The 16,142-nt window shown below is 58.9% G+C and carries 14 protein-coding genes; 12 read left to right on the top strand and 2 right to left on the bottom strand.

Annotated elements, in window-relative coordinates:
- Positions 1-39 precede the first annotated feature (39 nt).
- The 12 genes from CKO35_RS05470 (at position 40) to CKO35_RS05415 (ending at position 13,178) form a co-directional block, all read left to right on the top strand.
- Positions 40-1,356, top strand: a complete 1,317-nt coding sequence (locus tag CKO35_RS05470; protein WP_200173418.1) for a nucleotide sugar dehydrogenase — start codon at positions 40-42, stop codon at positions 1,354-1,356.
- Positions 1,353-2,567: a glycosyltransferase gene (locus tag CKO35_RS05465; protein WP_200173416.1), complete on the top strand. Its 1,215-nt coding sequence runs from the start codon at positions 1,353-1,355 to the stop codon at positions 2,565-2,567. Before CKO35_RS05470 ends, CKO35_RS05465 begins: the two co-directional genes overlap by 4 nt.
- 12 nt (positions 2,568-2,579) lie before the next feature.
- Positions 2,580-3,923, top strand: a complete 1,344-nt coding sequence (locus CKO35_RS05460; protein WP_207143513.1) for a phenylacetate--CoA ligase family protein — start codon at positions 2,580-2,582, stop codon at positions 3,921-3,923.
- 74 nt (positions 3,924-3,997) lie between these two features.
- Positions 3,998-5,248, top strand: a complete 1,251-nt coding sequence (locus CKO35_RS05455; RefSeq protein WP_200173414.1) for a glycosyltransferase — start codon at positions 3,998-4,000, stop codon at positions 5,246-5,248.
- Positions 5,248-6,231, top strand: coding sequence for a polysaccharide deacetylase family protein (locus tag CKO35_RS05450; protein ID WP_242467039.1), 984 nt, complete (start codon positions 5,248-5,250; stop codon positions 6,229-6,231). The genes CKO35_RS05455 and CKO35_RS05450 overlap by 1 nt, the downstream gene beginning before the upstream one ends.
- 125 nt (positions 6,232-6,356) lie before the next feature.
- Positions 6,357-6,617 (top strand): acyl carrier protein, encoded by a 261-nt coding sequence (locus tag CKO35_RS05445; RefSeq protein WP_200173412.1) that lies wholly within the window; start codon positions 6,357-6,359, stop codon positions 6,615-6,617.
- Between the two features lie 32 nt (positions 6,618-6,649).
- Positions 6,650-7,453, top strand: a complete 804-nt coding sequence (locus CKO35_RS05440) for a hydrolase 2, exosortase A system-associated (protein WP_338031752.1) — start codon at positions 6,650-6,652, stop codon at positions 7,451-7,453.
- Positions 7,450-8,331, top strand: a complete 882-nt coding sequence (locus CKO35_RS05435) for a hydrolase 1, exosortase A system-associated (protein WP_200173410.1) — start codon at positions 7,450-7,452, stop codon at positions 8,329-8,331. Before CKO35_RS05440 ends, CKO35_RS05435 begins: the two co-directional genes overlap by 4 nt.
- Before the next feature lie 36 nt (positions 8,332-8,367).
- The gene (locus CKO35_RS05430; protein WP_200173408.1) at positions 8,368-9,075 is read left to right on the top strand and encodes a GNAT family N-acetyltransferase; all 708 of its coding nucleotides are present in this window, start codon (positions 8,368-8,370) and stop codon (positions 9,073-9,075) included.
- 157 nt (positions 9,076-9,232) lie between these two features.
- Positions 9,233-9,922, top strand: a complete 690-nt coding sequence (locus tag CKO35_RS05425; protein ID WP_200173407.1) for a tetratricopeptide repeat protein — start codon at positions 9,233-9,235, stop codon at positions 9,920-9,922.
- Positions 9,923-11,329: a putative O-glycosylation ligase, exosortase A system-associated gene (locus CKO35_RS05420; RefSeq protein WP_200173405.1), complete on the top strand. Its 1,407-nt coding sequence runs from the start codon at positions 9,923-9,925 to the stop codon at positions 11,327-11,329. It abuts the gene before it with no gap.
- Between the two features lie 28 nt (positions 11,330-11,357).
- Positions 11,358-13,178, top strand: a complete 1,821-nt coding sequence (locus CKO35_RS05415; RefSeq protein WP_200173404.1) for a hypothetical protein — start codon at positions 11,358-11,360, stop codon at positions 13,176-13,178.
- Here CKO35_RS05415 and CKO35_RS05410 read toward each other — a convergent pair.
- Positions 13,129-14,685 (bottom strand): asparagine synthase-related protein, encoded by a 1,557-nt coding sequence (locus CKO35_RS05410; protein WP_200173402.1) that lies wholly within the window; start codon positions 14,683-14,685, stop codon positions 13,129-13,131. The two genes, CKO35_RS05415 and CKO35_RS05410, sit on opposite strands and share 50 nt — an antisense overlap.
- A 40-nt stretch (positions 14,686-14,725) precedes the next feature.
- A complete protein-coding gene (locus CKO35_RS05405; RefSeq protein WP_200173400.1) occupies positions 14,726-15,721 on the bottom strand; it encodes a glycosyltransferase family 2 protein in 996 nt (331 codons plus the stop codon).
- Positions 15,722-16,142: the final 421 nt, after the last annotated feature.

The raw sequence follows: 16,142 nt of genomic DNA, 5'->3' as shown, positions 1-16,142 counted from the left end.
GAATAATCATGGTAATCCGAACCATCGGGATGGACCAGCATGAGAATCGCGATCTTTGGGATGGGGTACGTGGGGGCGGTCTCGGCCGCGTGTCTGGCACGGGATGGTCATGAGGTCGTCGGGGTCGACATCGACCCGCACAAGCTGGATCTGTTGCGTCGGGGGCACTCCCCCATCGTGGAGGAAGGCATCCAGGAACTCACTGCCCAGGTGGTACAGGCGGGACGCCTGACGGTCACCGATGATGTGAGCGAAGCCATCCGCCGTTCGGAGGTGTCCTTCATCTGCGTCGGCACCCCCTCCAGCCGCAACGGCAGCCAGGATCTTGCCGCCGTGCGCAACGTGGCCCGGCAGGTCGGCGAGGCCCTGGCCTTGACGGACCACTATCACACCGTGGTGCTGCGCTCCACCGTCAAGCCCGGCACCACCCTGGAGCTGGTGGGACCGACGCTGGAATCCGCATCCGGCAAGCGGGTGGGGGAGGGCTTCGGCCTGGCCTTCCAGCCGGAGTTTCTGCGGGAAGGCTCGTCCATCAAGGACTATGATCATCCCCCCTTCACCGTGGTGGGTGCCGATTCCGAACGCACCCTGGACCAGGTGAAGCCCATCTTCGAACATCTGCCCTGCGAGTTCGTGGGTACCGGGATCGGCACGGCGGAAATGGTCAAGTACGCTTGCAATGCCTTCCACGCCCTCAAGATCGTCTTTGCCAACGAGGTGGGACGCCTGTCCCAGTCCCTGGGCCTGGACTCCCGCGAGGTGATGGAACTGGTCACCCGGGACCGCCAGCTCAACATTTCCCCGGCCTACCTGCGTCCCGGTTTTGCCTTCGGCGGCTCCTGCCTGCCCAAGGATTTGCGGGCCGTTCTCTACATGGCCAAGGAGCAGGACACCGAGCTACCCATGCTCGGCAGCCTCATTCCCAGCAACCAGCAGCAGATCGACCATGCGGTGGATTTTGTCCTGGACAGCGGCAAGCGGCGCGTGGGCCTGATCGGCCTGAGTTTCAAGAGCGGCACCGACGACATGCGCGAAAGCCCCCTGGTGGAACTGGCGGAGCGTCTGATCGGCAAGGGCATGGACCTGAAGATCCACGACCCCAACGTACAGCTGTCCCGGGTCATCGGCGCCAACCGGCGCTACATCGAGGAGACATTGCCTCATATCGCCTCCCTGCTGATGGAAGATTGCCGTGCCCTCATCGAACACTCGGAAGTGATCGTCCTGGGGCTGAGTGATGCTCCGCTGGTGGCACAGCTGCTGGCCCACGCCGGTCCGGAACAGCAGGTGCTGGACCTGGTGGGACTCAAGGACCGCGGCGCCCTCAAGGCCGCCTATCAGGGGATCTGCTGGTGAGCGAGTGCCCGTCCCTGGTCTTTGTGTCACCCCGGTTTCTGTTTCCCACCGACGAAGGCGGCAAGATCCGCACCACCCAGATCCTGCGGGGCATGAAGGGCGGGCGGTTTCACATCACCCTCATGTCGCCGGCTACGCCCGAACAGACGGCCCTTTATCGGGAAGAGATCGAATCGGTCTGCGATTGCTTCATCGCCTGGCCGGCCCGTAGTGTCGGGCCGTTGCACAGGATCACCCGGCTGCGCCATTTATTGTCCCTCAAGCCCGTCTCCGTGGCCGCCGGCGTGAACCCCGTTGCCCGCCGTCGGGTTCGTGAACAGCTTCAGCAGGGCGCCCAGGTGGCTGTGTTCGATTTCATCCACGCCGCCACCCTGGCCCCCCTCCACAGTCTGTGCCCCACCGTGATGTTCACCCACAACGTGGAGGCGGAAATTTTTCGCCGGCATGCCGAGGTGGTCGGCCACCCCCTGAAACGCTACGTCTGGCGGGGCCAGCATCGCAAGATGGCTCGTTTCGAAGCCCGGGAACTGCCCCGCTTCGATACCGTGGTGGCAGTCTCGGAACGGGATGCCGAGGCATTCCGGGCCATGCCCCGGAACCGTCGGGTGGAGGCCATCCCCACCGGCGTGGATCTGGATTTCTTTGCCTACCAGCCGCCCGGTGACGGGGACCATCTGATCTTCACCGGTGCCATGGACTGGCAGGCCAACATCGATGGCATCCGCTTTTTCATGGACGAGGTCTGGCCCTTGCTGGTGCAGCGTCGCCCCGGTGCGCGCATGACCGTGGTGGGACGCAGGCCCCATCCGGAACTGGTGGAGCAGGCGGCCCGGCGCAACCTGCCCTGGACCTTCACCGGCTTTGTGGATGACATCCGCCCCCATGTATACGGTGGCACGGCCTATGTGATCCCCCTGCGGGTGGGGGGCGGCACCCGCATCAAGGCCTACGAGGCCATGGCCATGGGCCTGCCGGTGGTTTCCACAGGGCTGGGGGTGGAAGGCCTGCCGCTCACCGATGGCGAGCAGTTTTTGCAGGCGGATACCCCGGAGGCCATGGCCCAGGCCCTGGACCGGCTCCTGTCGGATTCGGCCCTGCGGTTGCGGCTGTCACAGGCCGCCCGCCGCCATGTGGAAGATCACTGCTCCTCCTTGGCGGTAGCCCGGTGTTTTGAGGATATCTGCCTAAGGACCATGGCCGGGCAAGGGTAGGGGGGGTGTTTCATGCATGAAGGGTTCGTTCGCTCGGTGGTGTTCCCCCTCCATGAGCGCCTGCGGGGACGCAGCACTGCCGCCTGTTATGCCTCGCTGAGGGGCAGTGAGCGCCTGTCTCCGGACGCCCTTAAAGCCCTGCAGGATCGCAAGCTGCAAAGGCTCATGACCCATTGCTGGAACCATGTGCCCTTCTACCGCCGGCGCTTCGAGGCGCTGGGGGTGTCCCATCCGGAAGAACTGGGTCCCGGCGTTCTTGCCCGGCTGCCCCTGTTGGAAAGGGCCGATGTCCGCGAGCATCTGGATGACCTACTGGCCGATGACCACCGGGACCGGTTGATTCGTCATGCCACCAGCGGATCCACAGGCCAGCCCCTGGTGTTTTACACCGATCCCCTCAAGGAGTCTTGGCACAACGCCGCCAAGCTGCGGGGGCGGGCCTGGTTCGGTATCGAACCGGGCAGCCGTCAGGTGGATTTCTGGGGATCACCGGTGGAGTTGAGCAAGCAGGACGCCTTGCGTCGCTTCAAGGACCGCTGGTTTCTGAACCAGGTGGTGATCTCCGGCCTGGACCTCCGTGACGCGGCCCTGGCCCGGGGAGCGGAGCAACTGCGCCGTTTCCGTCCCCGACTGGTCTACGGTTATCCCACCGTCCTTTACCATGTGGCCCTCTACATGGAACGTCACCCCGGGGCCTTCGACGGCTGGCGTCCCGAGCTGGTGACCTGCACCTCCGAAGTTCTTTACCCCAACCAGCGGGACAAGATGTTGGAGATTTTCCAGTGTCCGGTGGGCAACGAATACGGCTCCCGTGACGGCGGACACCTGGCCCACGAATGCCCCGCCGGACGCCTGCACATCGCCGCCGAGCATGTACTGCTGGAGGTGGATGAGCCCGATGCCCAGGGTGTGGGCGATCTGGTGGTGACCAATCTGGACGGCTACGGCATGCCCCTGCTGCGCTATCGGCTTGGCGACCAGGTGGCATTGGAGCGGGAACCCTGCTCCTGTGGGGTCACGCTGCCCACCCTGGGACACATCATGGGGCGCATGACGGACTTTATCGTGAGTCGGGACGGCAGCTTGATTCATCGCACCGCCTTGGTCGGCGTCCTGCGCGATGTGCCGGATCTCAAACAGTTCCGCATTATCCAGCGTCGGGACCTGTCCATCGAGATTCTGCTGGTGCGCGATGCCTTGTTTCCTCAGGCCCTGCTGGATGACGTGCGCCGCAAGATGCAGGGCATGATGGGCACGGATCTTCCCATCAGGTTCTCATTTCCCGACCATATCCCGGCGGAGAAGTCCGGCAAGTATGCCACCCTGATTTCGGAGGCCTATGCCGCGAGGCAGTGAGTGACGGTGAGATACGCTCATATCATGCTTTGCCTTGTTCATGCAAAAGCCGTAAAGACTCGTTGGAGACGGTTTTGACATCCGATTCCCGCCCCAATCTGGTGGTTTATACCCGAGTGTATCCCAATACCATGCAGCCCAACTTCGGACTGTTCGTGCGCGAGCGCATGCGGCGGGTGGCAAAGGATCTGAACGTGACGGTGGTGGCGCCCGCGCCCTGGTTCCCGTTCCAGAAACTCCTGGGCCGGTTTCGCCCTCATGCCCGGCCGCCCATCCCCTATCGGGAAGAACAGGAAGGGATCACGGTTTACCATCCCAGATTCTTCTGTATTCCGGCGGTATTCAAATGGACCGATGGCTGGTTTCAGGCCCTGGGTTCCTACAGGCTCATGGGGCGATTGCGGCGGGAAGGGGCGTGCGACATCATCGACTCGCACTTCATCTATCCCGATGGCGTGGCTGGGCGCCTGCTGGCCAGATGGCTGGGTTGCCCCTATACCATTACCCTGCGAGGCAGCCTTAACCGGTTCTATCCCAGTAGCCCACACCGGCATCAGATCTCCCGTGCCTTGACCGATGCCGCGCGGGTATTTTCGGTGGCGGACTCCCTGCGGCAGGAGGCGATTGCCTGGGGGCAGCATCCCGATCATGTGCAGGTAATGGCCAATGGCGTGGATCTGGAAAAGTTCAGGCCGGAAGACCGGGCAGAATCAAGACGACGGTTCGGTCTGCCCCAGGAGGGACGTATCCTGGTTTCCGTCGGTGGGTTGATGGAACGCAAGGGTTTTCATCATGTGATTGCCGTTTTACCGTCATTGATGAAGACTTGGCCAGATCTGCATTTCGTGATCGCGGGCGGCCCCACCCCGGAGGGCAACAACGAACAGGCCCTGCGTGACCAGATCCGACACCTGTCTCTGGAAGACCGGGTGCATCTGCTGGGGCCGGTGTCTCCGGATCAGCTGAGGTACGCCTACTCGGCGGGGGACATGTTCGTGCTGGCCACCCGTTTTGAAGGTTGGGCCAACGTATTGCTGGAGGCCTCGGCCTGTGGTCTGCCGATTGTGACCACGGATGTGGGCGGCAATGCAGAAGTGGTCAATTCAGACGCAGTGGGCATCATCGTGCCCTATGGAGACAACGACGCCCTCCTGACCGGTTTGCACGAGGGCCTGTCCAGAGTCTGGGATCGGTCCGCGATACTTGAGCATGCACGGCGCAATGCCTGGCAGACCCGTATCCCGCTGCTGGTCGACGCCTTTCTGGAGATTCATGCAGCCCGGGGAGGTGTTGATCCGCTGGCTATCGAGGAGGGGAGTGACTGATGCCGGATATGTCTCTGCTGACCCGTCCTGTCCTGAACCGGCTGTCCCCCGCCGGACCCCGCGGCCGTTTGTCCATCCTGATCTTTCACCGTGTGCTGCCCGAGGCTGATCCGTTATTGCCGGGTGATCCGGATGCCCGGCGGTTTCAATGGGTGGTGGCGCTGCTGGCCCGTCATTTCACGGTTTTGCCCCTGGACGAGGCCGTGGATCGCCTGCGTAAGGGCTCGCTGCCTGCCCGCTCTGCCTGTATTACCTTTGACGATGGCTACGCGGATAACGCCCAGGTAGCCCTGCCCATACTCCAGGCTGCCGGTTTGCCTGCCACGTTTTTTGTCACCACGGGTTTTCTTGGTGGTGGGCGGATGTTCAATGACACCGTGATCGAGACCTTTCGCAGACTGGATGACGGTCTTCATGATTTCACCGGGCTGGGGCTGGGCCAGTACCCCATTCACGATCCGCAAAGCCGCATCCAGGGTTACACGGATGTCATCCGGCGGATCAAGCATCTGCCACAGTCGGAGCGGGATGCCATTGCGGGCAGACTGTCCGAGCATGCCTTGGAAGCACTGCCCGATGATCTGATGATGTCCGAGGGTCAGGTGCGGTCACTGCGGACGGCCGGGATGCTGGTGGGTGGGCATACCGTCACCCACCCCATTCTGCGCTGTCTGGACGATGTCGCGTCGCAGCGGGAGATCCGCCAGGGGAGATCGGATCTGGAGGATGTGTTGGGAGAGCCGGTGACCCTGTTTGCCTACCCTAATGGACGGCCTGGCGAAGACTACGAGGCGCGGCATGTGGAGATGGTCAGGCGTGCCGGTTTCCGGGTTGCCGTGAGCACCGCGCCCGGCGCATCCGGGATGGACTCGGACCCGTACCAGTTGGCCCGCTTCACTCCATGGGACAAGACACCGCTACAGTATCTGGTGCGGTTGGGGCGAAATCTTCTCTCCCCGCCGCCGGTGCAATGCAAGGCGTAAGCGCAGGCATCCCGCCATATATCCGGTATCCGAACGGAGCATGTAGCGTTAAGAATGGACATGATCACTGCTGTATACTTCGCTTTTCACCAAGTACCTGATATTTCATTCTTGAGAAAAAACACATGTCGAGTTCCACCATTGATCAGATTAAAAACCTGCTGGACAGCCTGCTGGGGCTGAATGGGCGCGCCGCCTCATTTGATGAATCCACCGCCTTGCTGGGAAATGTGCCTGAACTCGACTCCATGGCCGTGGTGACCATCATCACCTCTTTGGAAGAACAATTCGGCATCATGGTGGATGATGACGAAATCAGCGCGGAAACCTTTGAGACGCTGGGTTCCCTTACCGAATTCGTGGATCGTAAACTGGCCGAGGCCTGAGTCTTCTGAGTGCACAAGCCACCCAACTGGACGTGGACTTTTTCGCCGGCACGCTCGGGCGATTGTTCCGTGTGACTCACACCCCTGCCCAGGGTGCCGCGCGGGGGAAGGTGCTTTACTGTCAGGCTCTTTTTGAAGAGCAGAACAAATCGCGCCGCATGGTTGCACTGCAGGCTTGCCAGCTGGCATCCCGGGGCTGGGCTGTGGTGCAGCTGGATCTCCACGGTTGCGGGGATAGCGAGGGCGATTTCGAGGAAGCCCGCTGGTCCACATGGATCGAAGATTTGAAGTGTTGTGTGGATGATCTGGAGGCTCGTTACCCCGGACCTCTGGTGCTGTGGGGGCTGAGAGCCGGATGCCTTCTGCTGTCTGACCTGACCCATATCCACGGACTCAATCCCGCGCTCAACATCCTTTGGCAGCCGGTCAGCAATGGTGATCAATACCTGAATCAGTTGCTGCGTTTGCGGGTGGCCGCAGCGATGATGGGGCAGGGCAGGGAATCCACCAAGGATCTGCGGGCGCAACTGGATTCGGGTCATTCCCTGGAAGTGGCGGGTTACACCCTGCACCCCGAGTGGGCGCGTGCCCTTGCCCAAACTGACCTGCGACCTCCTCAGGGTGAAGCCATCAGCTGGTTCGACGTGTCGGCCAATGAGCAGCAGCCCCTCTCCCCGGTCAGTGATCGGTTGGTTCAGGCATGGAAGCAATCCCACGTTAATGTGGATATCCTGCGAGTGACCGGCGAGGCCTTCTGGAGTACCCAGGAGATCTACGAGTTGCCGGAATTGCTGGAGCGGACCACCGAACGACTGGTGGAGATCACGGGGCCATGACCACCGAGGCCTTCATCTTTCACGTGGGTGAGACCCCCTTGGTGGGCATCATGCACCCGGGCAATCCCGAGGCCCGGCGGGGTGTGCTCATCGTGGTCGGCGGCCCTCAATATCGGGTGGGCAGCCACCGTCAGTTCCTGCTCTTGGCGCGTCACCTTGCCGAGGCCGGCATACCAGTAATGCGCTTTGATTATCGGGGTATGGGGGATTCCGGAGGTCCCCAGCGCAGCTTCGAGGACATATCCCAGGACCTTCTGGCTGCGACAGACACCTTCATGAATCGTAGCCCCGGCCTGGAAAGTGTGGTCATCTGGGGGCTGTGCGATGCGGCCTCCGCCGCCCTGCTCAATGCCTGGCGAGACCCTCGCATTACCGGGCTGGTTCTCCTCAACCCCTGGGTACGTACTGAGGAGGGGTTGGCCCGCGCCTATCTCCGGCAGTATTACCTCAAACGCTTGCTGGGCCGGGAGTTCTGGTCCGAACTGATGGGGGGGCGCATCAATCCCCTGTCCTCCGTGCGCTCCCTGGTGGGCATGGCCCGCCGCGCCCTGCGGCGACAATGTGTTCAATCCGGGGAGGAGGGCACAGACATGCCCAATGCCCAGTGGGAAATTGACCCGGGAAAACCGTTGCCTGAACGCATGGCGGAAGGCTGGCGGCGCTTCTCCGGGCCCATTCTACTTATTCTGAGCGGTGATGATCTGACGGCGGAGGAATTCCGGGGCTGTATCCGGCAATCGATCTCATGGCGGAAATTGCTTGACGAGACACGGGTAACCGTGAGGGAATTATGTGATGCGAATCACACTTTCTCTCGTCGGGTATGGCGGGATCAGGTGACCCAATGGTCGCTGGACTGGTTGCAGGCTATTGAGTAAGGGTATCTCCATGCATCAGGCGGAGCGCGGACGATCATGATCCTGGAGCCTTTGTTCAGCCGACTCAAGGAGCGGATCCGGTTACTGGGCTGGGCCGATGGGCTGCTGAGCTTGCTGGCATCGGCCTGCGGCAAGTTGACGGGATCATGGCTGCGTATCGTCAAATATCATCTGATGGTTCAGCCTGTGACTGATAAGCCACTGTTGCCTTGTCGTCGTGGCGGCAAGATCCAGGTGCGCGAGGTTCTGCCAAGCGATCTTCCGTTGTTTCAGTTGTCCGCCCGTGATCCGGCTGTTATTGCTTGTCGCTTTGAGCGAGGAGGGCGTTGCCTTGTCGCCACCATCAATGAACGGTTTGCCGGATTTTTGTGGTTTCAGAAAGGAGATTATCTGGAAGACGAGGTGCGTTGCCGGTTTCGGCCATTGCCTGTGCAAAGCGCGGTGTGGGACTATGATGTTTATGTGGAACCGGCATGTCGGCTGTCACCGGTATTTCTCAAGCTCTGGCAGAGTGCCGGACAGATTCTGACCAGTGAGGGCGTGAAATATTCCTGCAGCAGGATTTCCGCCTTCAATCCGGTCTCCATCACATCTCATCAGAGAATGGGGGCGCGTGCGGTTGGAAGCTGTCTATTCATTTGTCTGGGGCAATGGCAGTGCATGATATCGAGTCATTCATCCCGTATACATTTCAATTTTGGTCGTGACTCGGTGCCTTTGGTAGCCGTGGAATGTTCCGTCTAGTTCGATATCTCCAGGGATGTTCTGAGTAAGGCATTTCCGCTCAGGCGGGAGTCTGGCCATAGACTGGAAATTCTGGGCTCCCGCCTTTGCGAGGGGGCGGCAGAGGGCCTGTTCAGTGTTTCCCTGGCCTTGCTAAAGTTATGGTAAGGGAGGTGTCATGATTTCAAAGACTTTTCCAGTGCTCAGACCAAGAAAGGATTTGTGCATTTTTGCGCTGCTCTTGGCGTCATTGATCATGCCGGCGACGTCGGTGGCGCAGTCGGCGGGTTTGTGTGGATCACTGGAGCGGCAGGAAGGGTATGGCCCCTTTGATTATCGCAGCGGCGAACGCTCTGCAGTGCATCATTTGGGTATCGTGGAGAGGCATCATTTTAACGCTGATGTTCAAAATCTGCGGCGGGGTCAGACAAGCAACCTGATCGGCCATGACCTGAATTATGTGTTGATGTGGTTCCCCAATCATCACACCGCTCTGGATGCCATGTCACGGTTGGCCGTGCGGGAAGGGATGCCGCAGCCCAGAGGGGCGCGTTATACCTTGGAATGCTACTTTGATCGAGCCATCCGTTTTGCTCCGGAGGATCCGGCCGTCAGGCTGATTCAGGGTTTGCATTTTCAGCGCCTTGGCAGAAATCAGCAGGCCCGCGCAGCCTTGATGGAGGCCGTGATCATGGAGCCTGAACATGCGGAGGTCAGTTATAACCTGGGCTTGGCGCTGTTCCGGTTGGGAGACTATGAAGCGGCCAGAGAGCAGGCTGAAAAGGCCTATGCCGCCGGGTATCCGTTACCGGGTCTTAGAGACATGCTCAGACGAGCGGGTCATCCTCTGCGTCAAAGTACGCCCTGAATGCGCGATCTTGCCCTCCTTGCGATATTGGCGGGGTTGATCCCCATCATCCTTATGCGTCCCTGGACAGGCATCGTGGCCTGGTTCTGGGTGGGCCTGATGGCGCCCCATGCCCTGACCTGGGGGTTCATGCGATCTTTTCCGATCGCGACTGTCATTGGCTTGACCACCCTGGTGGCCCTGTTTCTCGCCCGTGATCGCCGTCCCATGCCCATGACACGGGAAATGATCATGATGTTCGTGCTGGCTGGTTACTTTGCCATGACCAGCGCGCTGGGCGTCGTGCCGCACGAAGCCTGGGATTTCTGGTTGCACTTCATGAAAATCCTGCTGATCACTTTTGTCACGCCCATGCTGATTCATGGTCCGCAACGTATCCTCGCGGTGCTGTTGGTGATCACTTTTTCCATAGGATTCTACGGTATCAAGGGTGGCCTGTTTGCCGTCATGACCGGTGGAGCTCACATGGTGCTGGGTCCGCCGCGTTCCTTTCTTTCGGGCAACAACTACATTGGTCTGGCCATGATCATGGTGTTGCCACTGATCCTGGCTACCGCACGCATGTTTCATCAAGGCTGGGTGCAGTGGCCTTGGCCTTCTCTCAATCGATTTGCCCGGCCCATTGGTTGGGGTGCTTATGGCGCATTCTGGCTGACGGTCATTGCCATTCTTGCAACGTACTCCAGAGGGGCATTGGTAGGGCTGCTGGCTGTTGCCCCATTCATTTTCTTGCGTATGAGGCACAAGTGGTTTTTGGTGGCCATGGCGTTTATTTTGATATCCGTGGTGGGTATCACGGCGCCCGATCGCTTGGTGGAGCGCTGGCAGACCATTCAAACCTATGAAGAGGATCAGTCTGCGATGCAACGCATCCAGGCTTGGGGGGTCAACTGGAACATGGCAATGGAGCGCCCGTTGACAGGCATGGGTTTCAGAAATACCTGGATGGACTATGACTGGTGGGTTAGCTATGCCAATTTCGAGGGGACATGGGGACATGTTCTGTCACCACACAGTATCTATTTCGGGTTGATGGGAGCTCACGGATTCGGGGGGGTGGCGGTCTTTCTGCTGCTGGTGGGCTTTACTTTCATGACTCTGAACCGTATCCGACGGCGTGCGGTCCAAGATGCAGGCAACCTCTGGCTGGCTGAATATGCTTGGGCTATCCAGGTGGGGCTGGTCGGGTACCTGGTGGCCGGTGCATTCCTGGATGTAGCTTATTTCAACCTTCTTTATGCTTTTGTGGCATTGGCGATCATCATGCGCAGGGAGCTGGATGAGTCACTCGGTGCCACTGGCGGGGTGGCGCGTGTTATTGCTGATCCGTCCTCTGGTTCACGAATAAGGTTCCCTGATTTTGTTGCCGCTCCGGTCAGGGATGATGGGCATGCACACCGGCGCTAATCTACGTTCCCCGATATCCCCACTGACGATGGACAACAAGGCAGTGCTGGATGATTGCCTGGTCGGGTTCCGCAAGGCTTTAGCCGCGCAACTGGACGCTGATCTGGGCTTGATGGACCCATTGATCGGGCAGGCGACACCGCCGGATCACTACGGGCAGACGGCAACGGCGCTGGCGTTGAAACTGTTGCGTAACCCTTGCGACGCTCTATGGAAAATTCCTTTCCAGGCCCGTTGCGCCACACCCGCCGAATTGCTGGATCACGCTCCGTTCAATCGTCTCGTGCTGCTCTTGTTGTCCAGAACCCTGGATGCGACGGATCCTGTTTTTGAGCTTGTCATGAAGGAGATTACCCGTTGCAAACTGCAGAGCCATTATCCTTCCAACAACTGGACCCTGCTGGCGCAAGTATGTGAATTACTGGAAACCGATCCCGGCAGCGTCACGGCACGCCGCCTTTCAGAGCGCAGCCTTCTCCAACTGGACCAGTGGCTCACGTCAGGGGGAGGATTTATTGATTATCCCCGGCATCCCGAAAGAGCCGGCCAATTGGCCACGCCTGTCGCCTATCATTCCAAGGCGCTCCTGCTCACGACTTTGGCCAGCCTGCATACTGGTGAACCGGCATGGGCGCAACGGATGGAGCGGATGCTGACATGGACCATGATGTGTTGGGACGGTGGCGGGCATGTGGGGGGGCTTGGCCGCAGTACCCATGCCCTGTTTGGCGATGCCTGCCTGGTTGCCTGTCTGGTGCTGATGGGATACGCCGACCCAGAAGAAAAGGTGAATCAGGAGACGGTGGGGTATCGCATGTTGAGAGGCATGTTGCATCGCTGGCGTCACCAGCGGCGCAGCGATGGTTTTCTCCGGCTTAACCCGGCGGCTGAAGATCGAAGCGGTTGGGATAGTTACATGCATCTGTCCGTCTATAACGCCTGGACAGCGGGACTGCTGGCCTGGGCTCGCTGGCGGCGAACGGAAATGCCCGACCCGTGGCTTCCTTGCGAGATCCTGAATCAGACATCGTTGCCTATGGTGATGCATGACTCACGGGCGGGCATCATGCGAGTAGGAACGAATGACGGTTTCCTGGTCATGGTCTCTACCACCGGGCAGGCGCCTCAAGCTTTTGCGCGAGAGGAAGTCGAATTGCGCTATGCTGGTGCCCTGCCATTTTATGCAGCCTGGCTGGGGCATCCGATATGCCCTCCACCCGTCAGATTGTCACTGGAGTCACTGCTGAAAAATCCAGCACTGGCAGGCTGGGTGACGGTGCTGGCAACAGACCGGGGAATCTGGGGGTTGACGGATTGGCAGTGCGAGTTGCAAGAACAGGGGGAGGATCAAATCACTCTGGTGTTCACCGGATGGCCACGACCCCTGCTGAAGCATTCCTCCTCGAAATTTGGTGTACGACTGATCGAGGCGCTGGATTGGCGTGTGCTGGGTGGTGCCTGGGGAAGAAGGGCCGCCCTGCGCCGAGAGCCGATGAAGCCAATCAGATCCACCATGACACTGACGATTGATCTGTATCGGCCCCGAATCACCACTGCTCTGAAACTGGAGCTTGATGAGGGTGTGAAGTCGGTTCGCCTTTTGAACCCATGTGGTCATGCCTTGGTGAGCAATTCCCTGCCGATACACCGGCGCTGGCATCTTGCCGGGGGGGGGCGGCCTCATCTACAAGGTCAGGGATATGAGTCGACTGACTGGCTTACAGGGCAGCAGGACGGTGCTTTGGCCGATGCGAGTGGATATTGCCTGCCTTCGTTTGAGTTGGCTTCAGGGCAATGTTTTACTCAATGTCTCCAGCTTGACTGGCCACGCGTTCCAGTTCAAGCATGAAAAGGCTGGGCTGCAAATACCAGGCCTGTTCGCAGTGAGGCTTGAAAAGATCCCTTGCCAACATCAGCATGATACGTTCTGACCGAATCATCCTTGAGCGCGCCTTTGCTGGATGGCGGAGGAAATACCTCATGAACTCAAGGACGGACCGCCGGTAATATCCACTGTAATCTTTACCTTTGTCTAGCGGGGCTTCGTGGTCTTCGAAGGGCAGGTGGGCGTACTCGGGGTAGGTTCTGCGAATGGTTTCGTCATGCAGGGCGTTGCCCAAGGAGTGTTCGGCATCAAGATTCATCAGGAAGTTGAACACGTCGTGATCCAGGTAGGGGCAGAATACCTGTTCCACATGGCCGAGTATTGAAAATGGAATGAGGCTGATACACCGTCGGGTTCGGTTCCAGAAGATGTAGGAAACCAGTGGATGGTGGGCATCCATGTGGGTTTCCAGCTCCTCCGCAAGTTGTTCAATGGCCAGACCCTCATCCATGCGTTTGGCCATTATGGGGCTCAGGGTGGCAGTCAGGAACGGTTCGATTCGATTCTCGCGCAGCAGGTAAGTGGCCAGATCACGCGTATTTCCTGACCTGACCAAGTCGAGCTTTGCCTGATTTACCTGGAATCCGCCGGAGATGACGCTGCCGGCTAATCCATCGTAAAGGGTGTGTGTCCTACCTTTTAGATAGGCCGACACCGGTAGCAGCCAAGTATGGCCGCTGCCGCAGAAGTGGGTGAGTTCGATGTCCTTAAGATTGGCCTTAAAATATGATGGTGGTCGATCGATCTCCTCGTGACGCAGATCCAGTTCCCGCGCCAGTATGCGTGCGATTCGGATGTCTTCGTTGGCTGACGGTGGCCGGGATCGAACCGTCACGGTCAGGCTCGGTTTATGGCCTTGCCGGAGGAGTTCGAAGAGGATATGTCTGGAATCCCGGCCCCCGCTGATGGGTACCGTGAAATCGGAACCGGTGGGTGCCCGGCGTTCGATGGCTTTGCGAAACAGCGCCGCATACGCCTCTACCGCCTCATCGAATGAATTTGCCGGGGTGGCGGGTAGCGGTGCGGCCCTGGACCCTCTTTGCAGGCTCAGTAATCCGTTTTGCCAACGTAGCTCGCTGCCAGGTGGCAGAACCTGGATATGTTCGAAGGGGGTGTCTTCCCGTATGAAAAACCCCAGGCGTAAAAAGATGGCCAGTCCTGGCTCATTAATTGTCTTGGGAAAGTCCCCTTGTAGTACGTGCAGTATGCAGGGAGAGATGCGGATCTCCCCCCCGTAACAAGCGTAGAACAGGGGATAGATGCCATATCGGTCATTTCGTACCGCCAAGGTTTCGCCATCCCAGTGCCAATCCACGAACAGGCCATCAGGCAAGGCGCCGTTGGTGTTTTGCAGGCGGTGGCCGAGTTGGCAGGAATGGGTACCCGCTACACTGACTTTCCCTTTGAGCAGGCGAGCGGAAAACCAGGGTCGTTCATGGGCGGATAGGGTTTCCAGCGAAACGCTGTGCATGGGAGGCTTCCCCTGTCGATGTTCCATAGGGTCGGATGGGTCAGTTCCGGCGTTGCTTTAGCAGGATGCGCCACAGCTGTGTCGGAAGAAGAAGTGCAGACATGGGATCTTCTCTAAAGACCGCAATCACGCGGTTCCAGTCTACCGGCAACCGGCGTCTGACCAAGTGCAGCACATTGGCGACTAGTGCATGCCGCGCATCTGCTAATTGCCCCTCTACGAAGGCATGCTGCTCTGTGTCAAGACGAATGTTGTTGAGTATAGTGCGGGCCAGTCGGATATAGCTGGCCGAAAGCCTTACCGAGCCCTCGGATCCCCATTGGGAGTTGTCGAAAATGTTTAGCCCTTCCCCCTCGAAGGCGTACACTTTGGGTGAAAAGGCAATATTTTGCAGATTCCGCCCCAGCATGAGCTTAAATAGTCGGTCCTGCCCATTATAGATGGTTGGGTCAAACCGCACATGCGGGAAAGCCTCGAAACGGTAGGCGAAGGTGGTGGTGCTGATCAGGCTGGAGCGGCGTACCAGAACGTCAAAGAAGTCACCCCGGAACCGATAAAGCTGCCGATCCGCATCAAGCAGATCGTGCTCCTCCGATGCCAGATTGAGATAGGGGTCTGCGTCCCACTGAAAGCGGGTTCCCGTCTTGCCTGCACGAGCGCTGTTGCCCACAAACAAGTCATATCCTTGCCGCAAGATGTGGATGGCGTCGGCCAAAAAGGGGCCAGTCCATTGGTCGTCAGAGTCCAGGAAAGTCACGAAAGGCGTGCCTTCGGGCACGTGATCAAGGCCTGTGTTACGTGCCGCACCTGGCCCGGCATTCGGTTGCCTGATCAGATTGATTCGGCCCTCCACATGATCGATCAGGCCGGCAAGCTCACCGTCAGCAGGTATGGGCGAGCCGTCATCGACAATAATGATATGGAAATCCAGATCCCCAGCCTGAGACAGAATTGATTCCACGCACTGTCGCAGTAATCCCTTTTTCTTTTGGAAAAAGGGAATCACGATGGCAATGTCAGGGGGCTTTGATAGCATGGGTATGCTCATGGTCCGGTTAATAGCTTGTGGTGTTGTGTCTGCATATTTGGATGCCGATGCACCAGTTGCTAGATGTGGTTTTTGTAGAAGCCTGTACCTGATGTTGCATTCTGCGCTACATGAATGCATGACATTTGCCGGGCTGGTTTGCCCCTAAATCACTTTTTTGCTATTGGCCAGGCAGTCAGGTAGATTGGCTTATGTGGGTTTTTCTAATTATGATGGATTGCTTATATTTGCTCCCACGTACAGGCTTGATTTCCGGGTTATTAACCCGGCAATCAAATAGCTACACTACTGCATATTGAATGGATCCAGCCCGGAAATAGCTCGCAACCCGCTTGGGCAGTTTTTGCAGTTTGCGAAGATGAGACAGTGCTTTCTGTTTCAATTGATCCTTGTTTCGCGCTGGCGGACC

The sequence above is a fragment of the Ectothiorhodospira shaposhnikovii genome, assembly GCF_016584105.1.
In the GTDB taxonomy this organism is placed as follows: Bacteria; Pseudomonadota; Gammaproteobacteria; order Ectothiorhodospirales; family Ectothiorhodospiraceae; genus Ectothiorhodospira; species Ectothiorhodospira shaposhnikovii.
The sequence above is the reverse complement of the archived record's forward strand: the minus strand, read 5'-3'. Positions and strand labels throughout refer to the sequence as shown.

Bases quoted from the DNA above. Each gene is read 5' to 3' on its own strand.
- CKO35_RS05470 (WP_200173418.1), top strand. From the start codon at position 40: ATGAGAATCGCGATCTTTGGGATGGGGTACGTGGGGGCGGTCTCGGCC.
- CKO35_RS05460 (WP_207143513.1), top strand. From the start codon at position 2,580: ATGCATGAAGGGTTCGTTCGCTCGGTGGTGTTCCCCCTCCATGAGCGC.
- CKO35_RS05450 (WP_242467039.1), top strand. From the start codon at position 5,248: ATGCCGGATATGTCTCTGCTGACCCGTCCTGTCCTGAACCGGCTGTCC.
- CKO35_RS05445 (WP_200173412.1), top strand. From the start codon at position 6,357: ATGTCGAGTTCCACCATTGATCAGATTAAAAACCTGCTGGACAGCCTG.
- CKO35_RS05435 (WP_200173410.1), top strand. From the start codon at position 7,450: ATGACCACCGAGGCCTTCATCTTTCACGTGGGTGAGACCCCCTTGGTG.
- CKO35_RS05430 (WP_200173408.1), top strand. From the start codon at position 8,368: ATGATCCTGGAGCCTTTGTTCAGCCGACTCAAGGAGCGGATCCGGTTA.
- CKO35_RS05425 (WP_200173407.1), top strand. From the start codon at position 9,233: ATGATTTCAAAGACTTTTCCAGTGCTCAGACCAAGAAAGGATTTGTGC.
- CKO35_RS05420 (WP_200173405.1), top strand. From the start codon at position 9,923: ATGCGCGATCTTGCCCTCCTTGCGATATTGGCGGGGTTGATCCCCATC.
- CKO35_RS05415 (WP_200173404.1), top strand. From the start codon at position 11,358: ATGGACAACAAGGCAGTGCTGGATGATTGCCTGGTCGGGTTCCGCAAG.
- CKO35_RS05410 (WP_200173402.1), bottom strand. From the start codon at position 14,685: ATGCACAGCGTTTCGCTGGAAACCCTATCCGCCCATGAACGACCCTGG.
- CKO35_RS05405 (WP_200173400.1), bottom strand. From the start codon at position 15,721: ATGCTATCAAAGCCCCCTGACATTGCCATCGTGATTCCCTTTTTCCAA.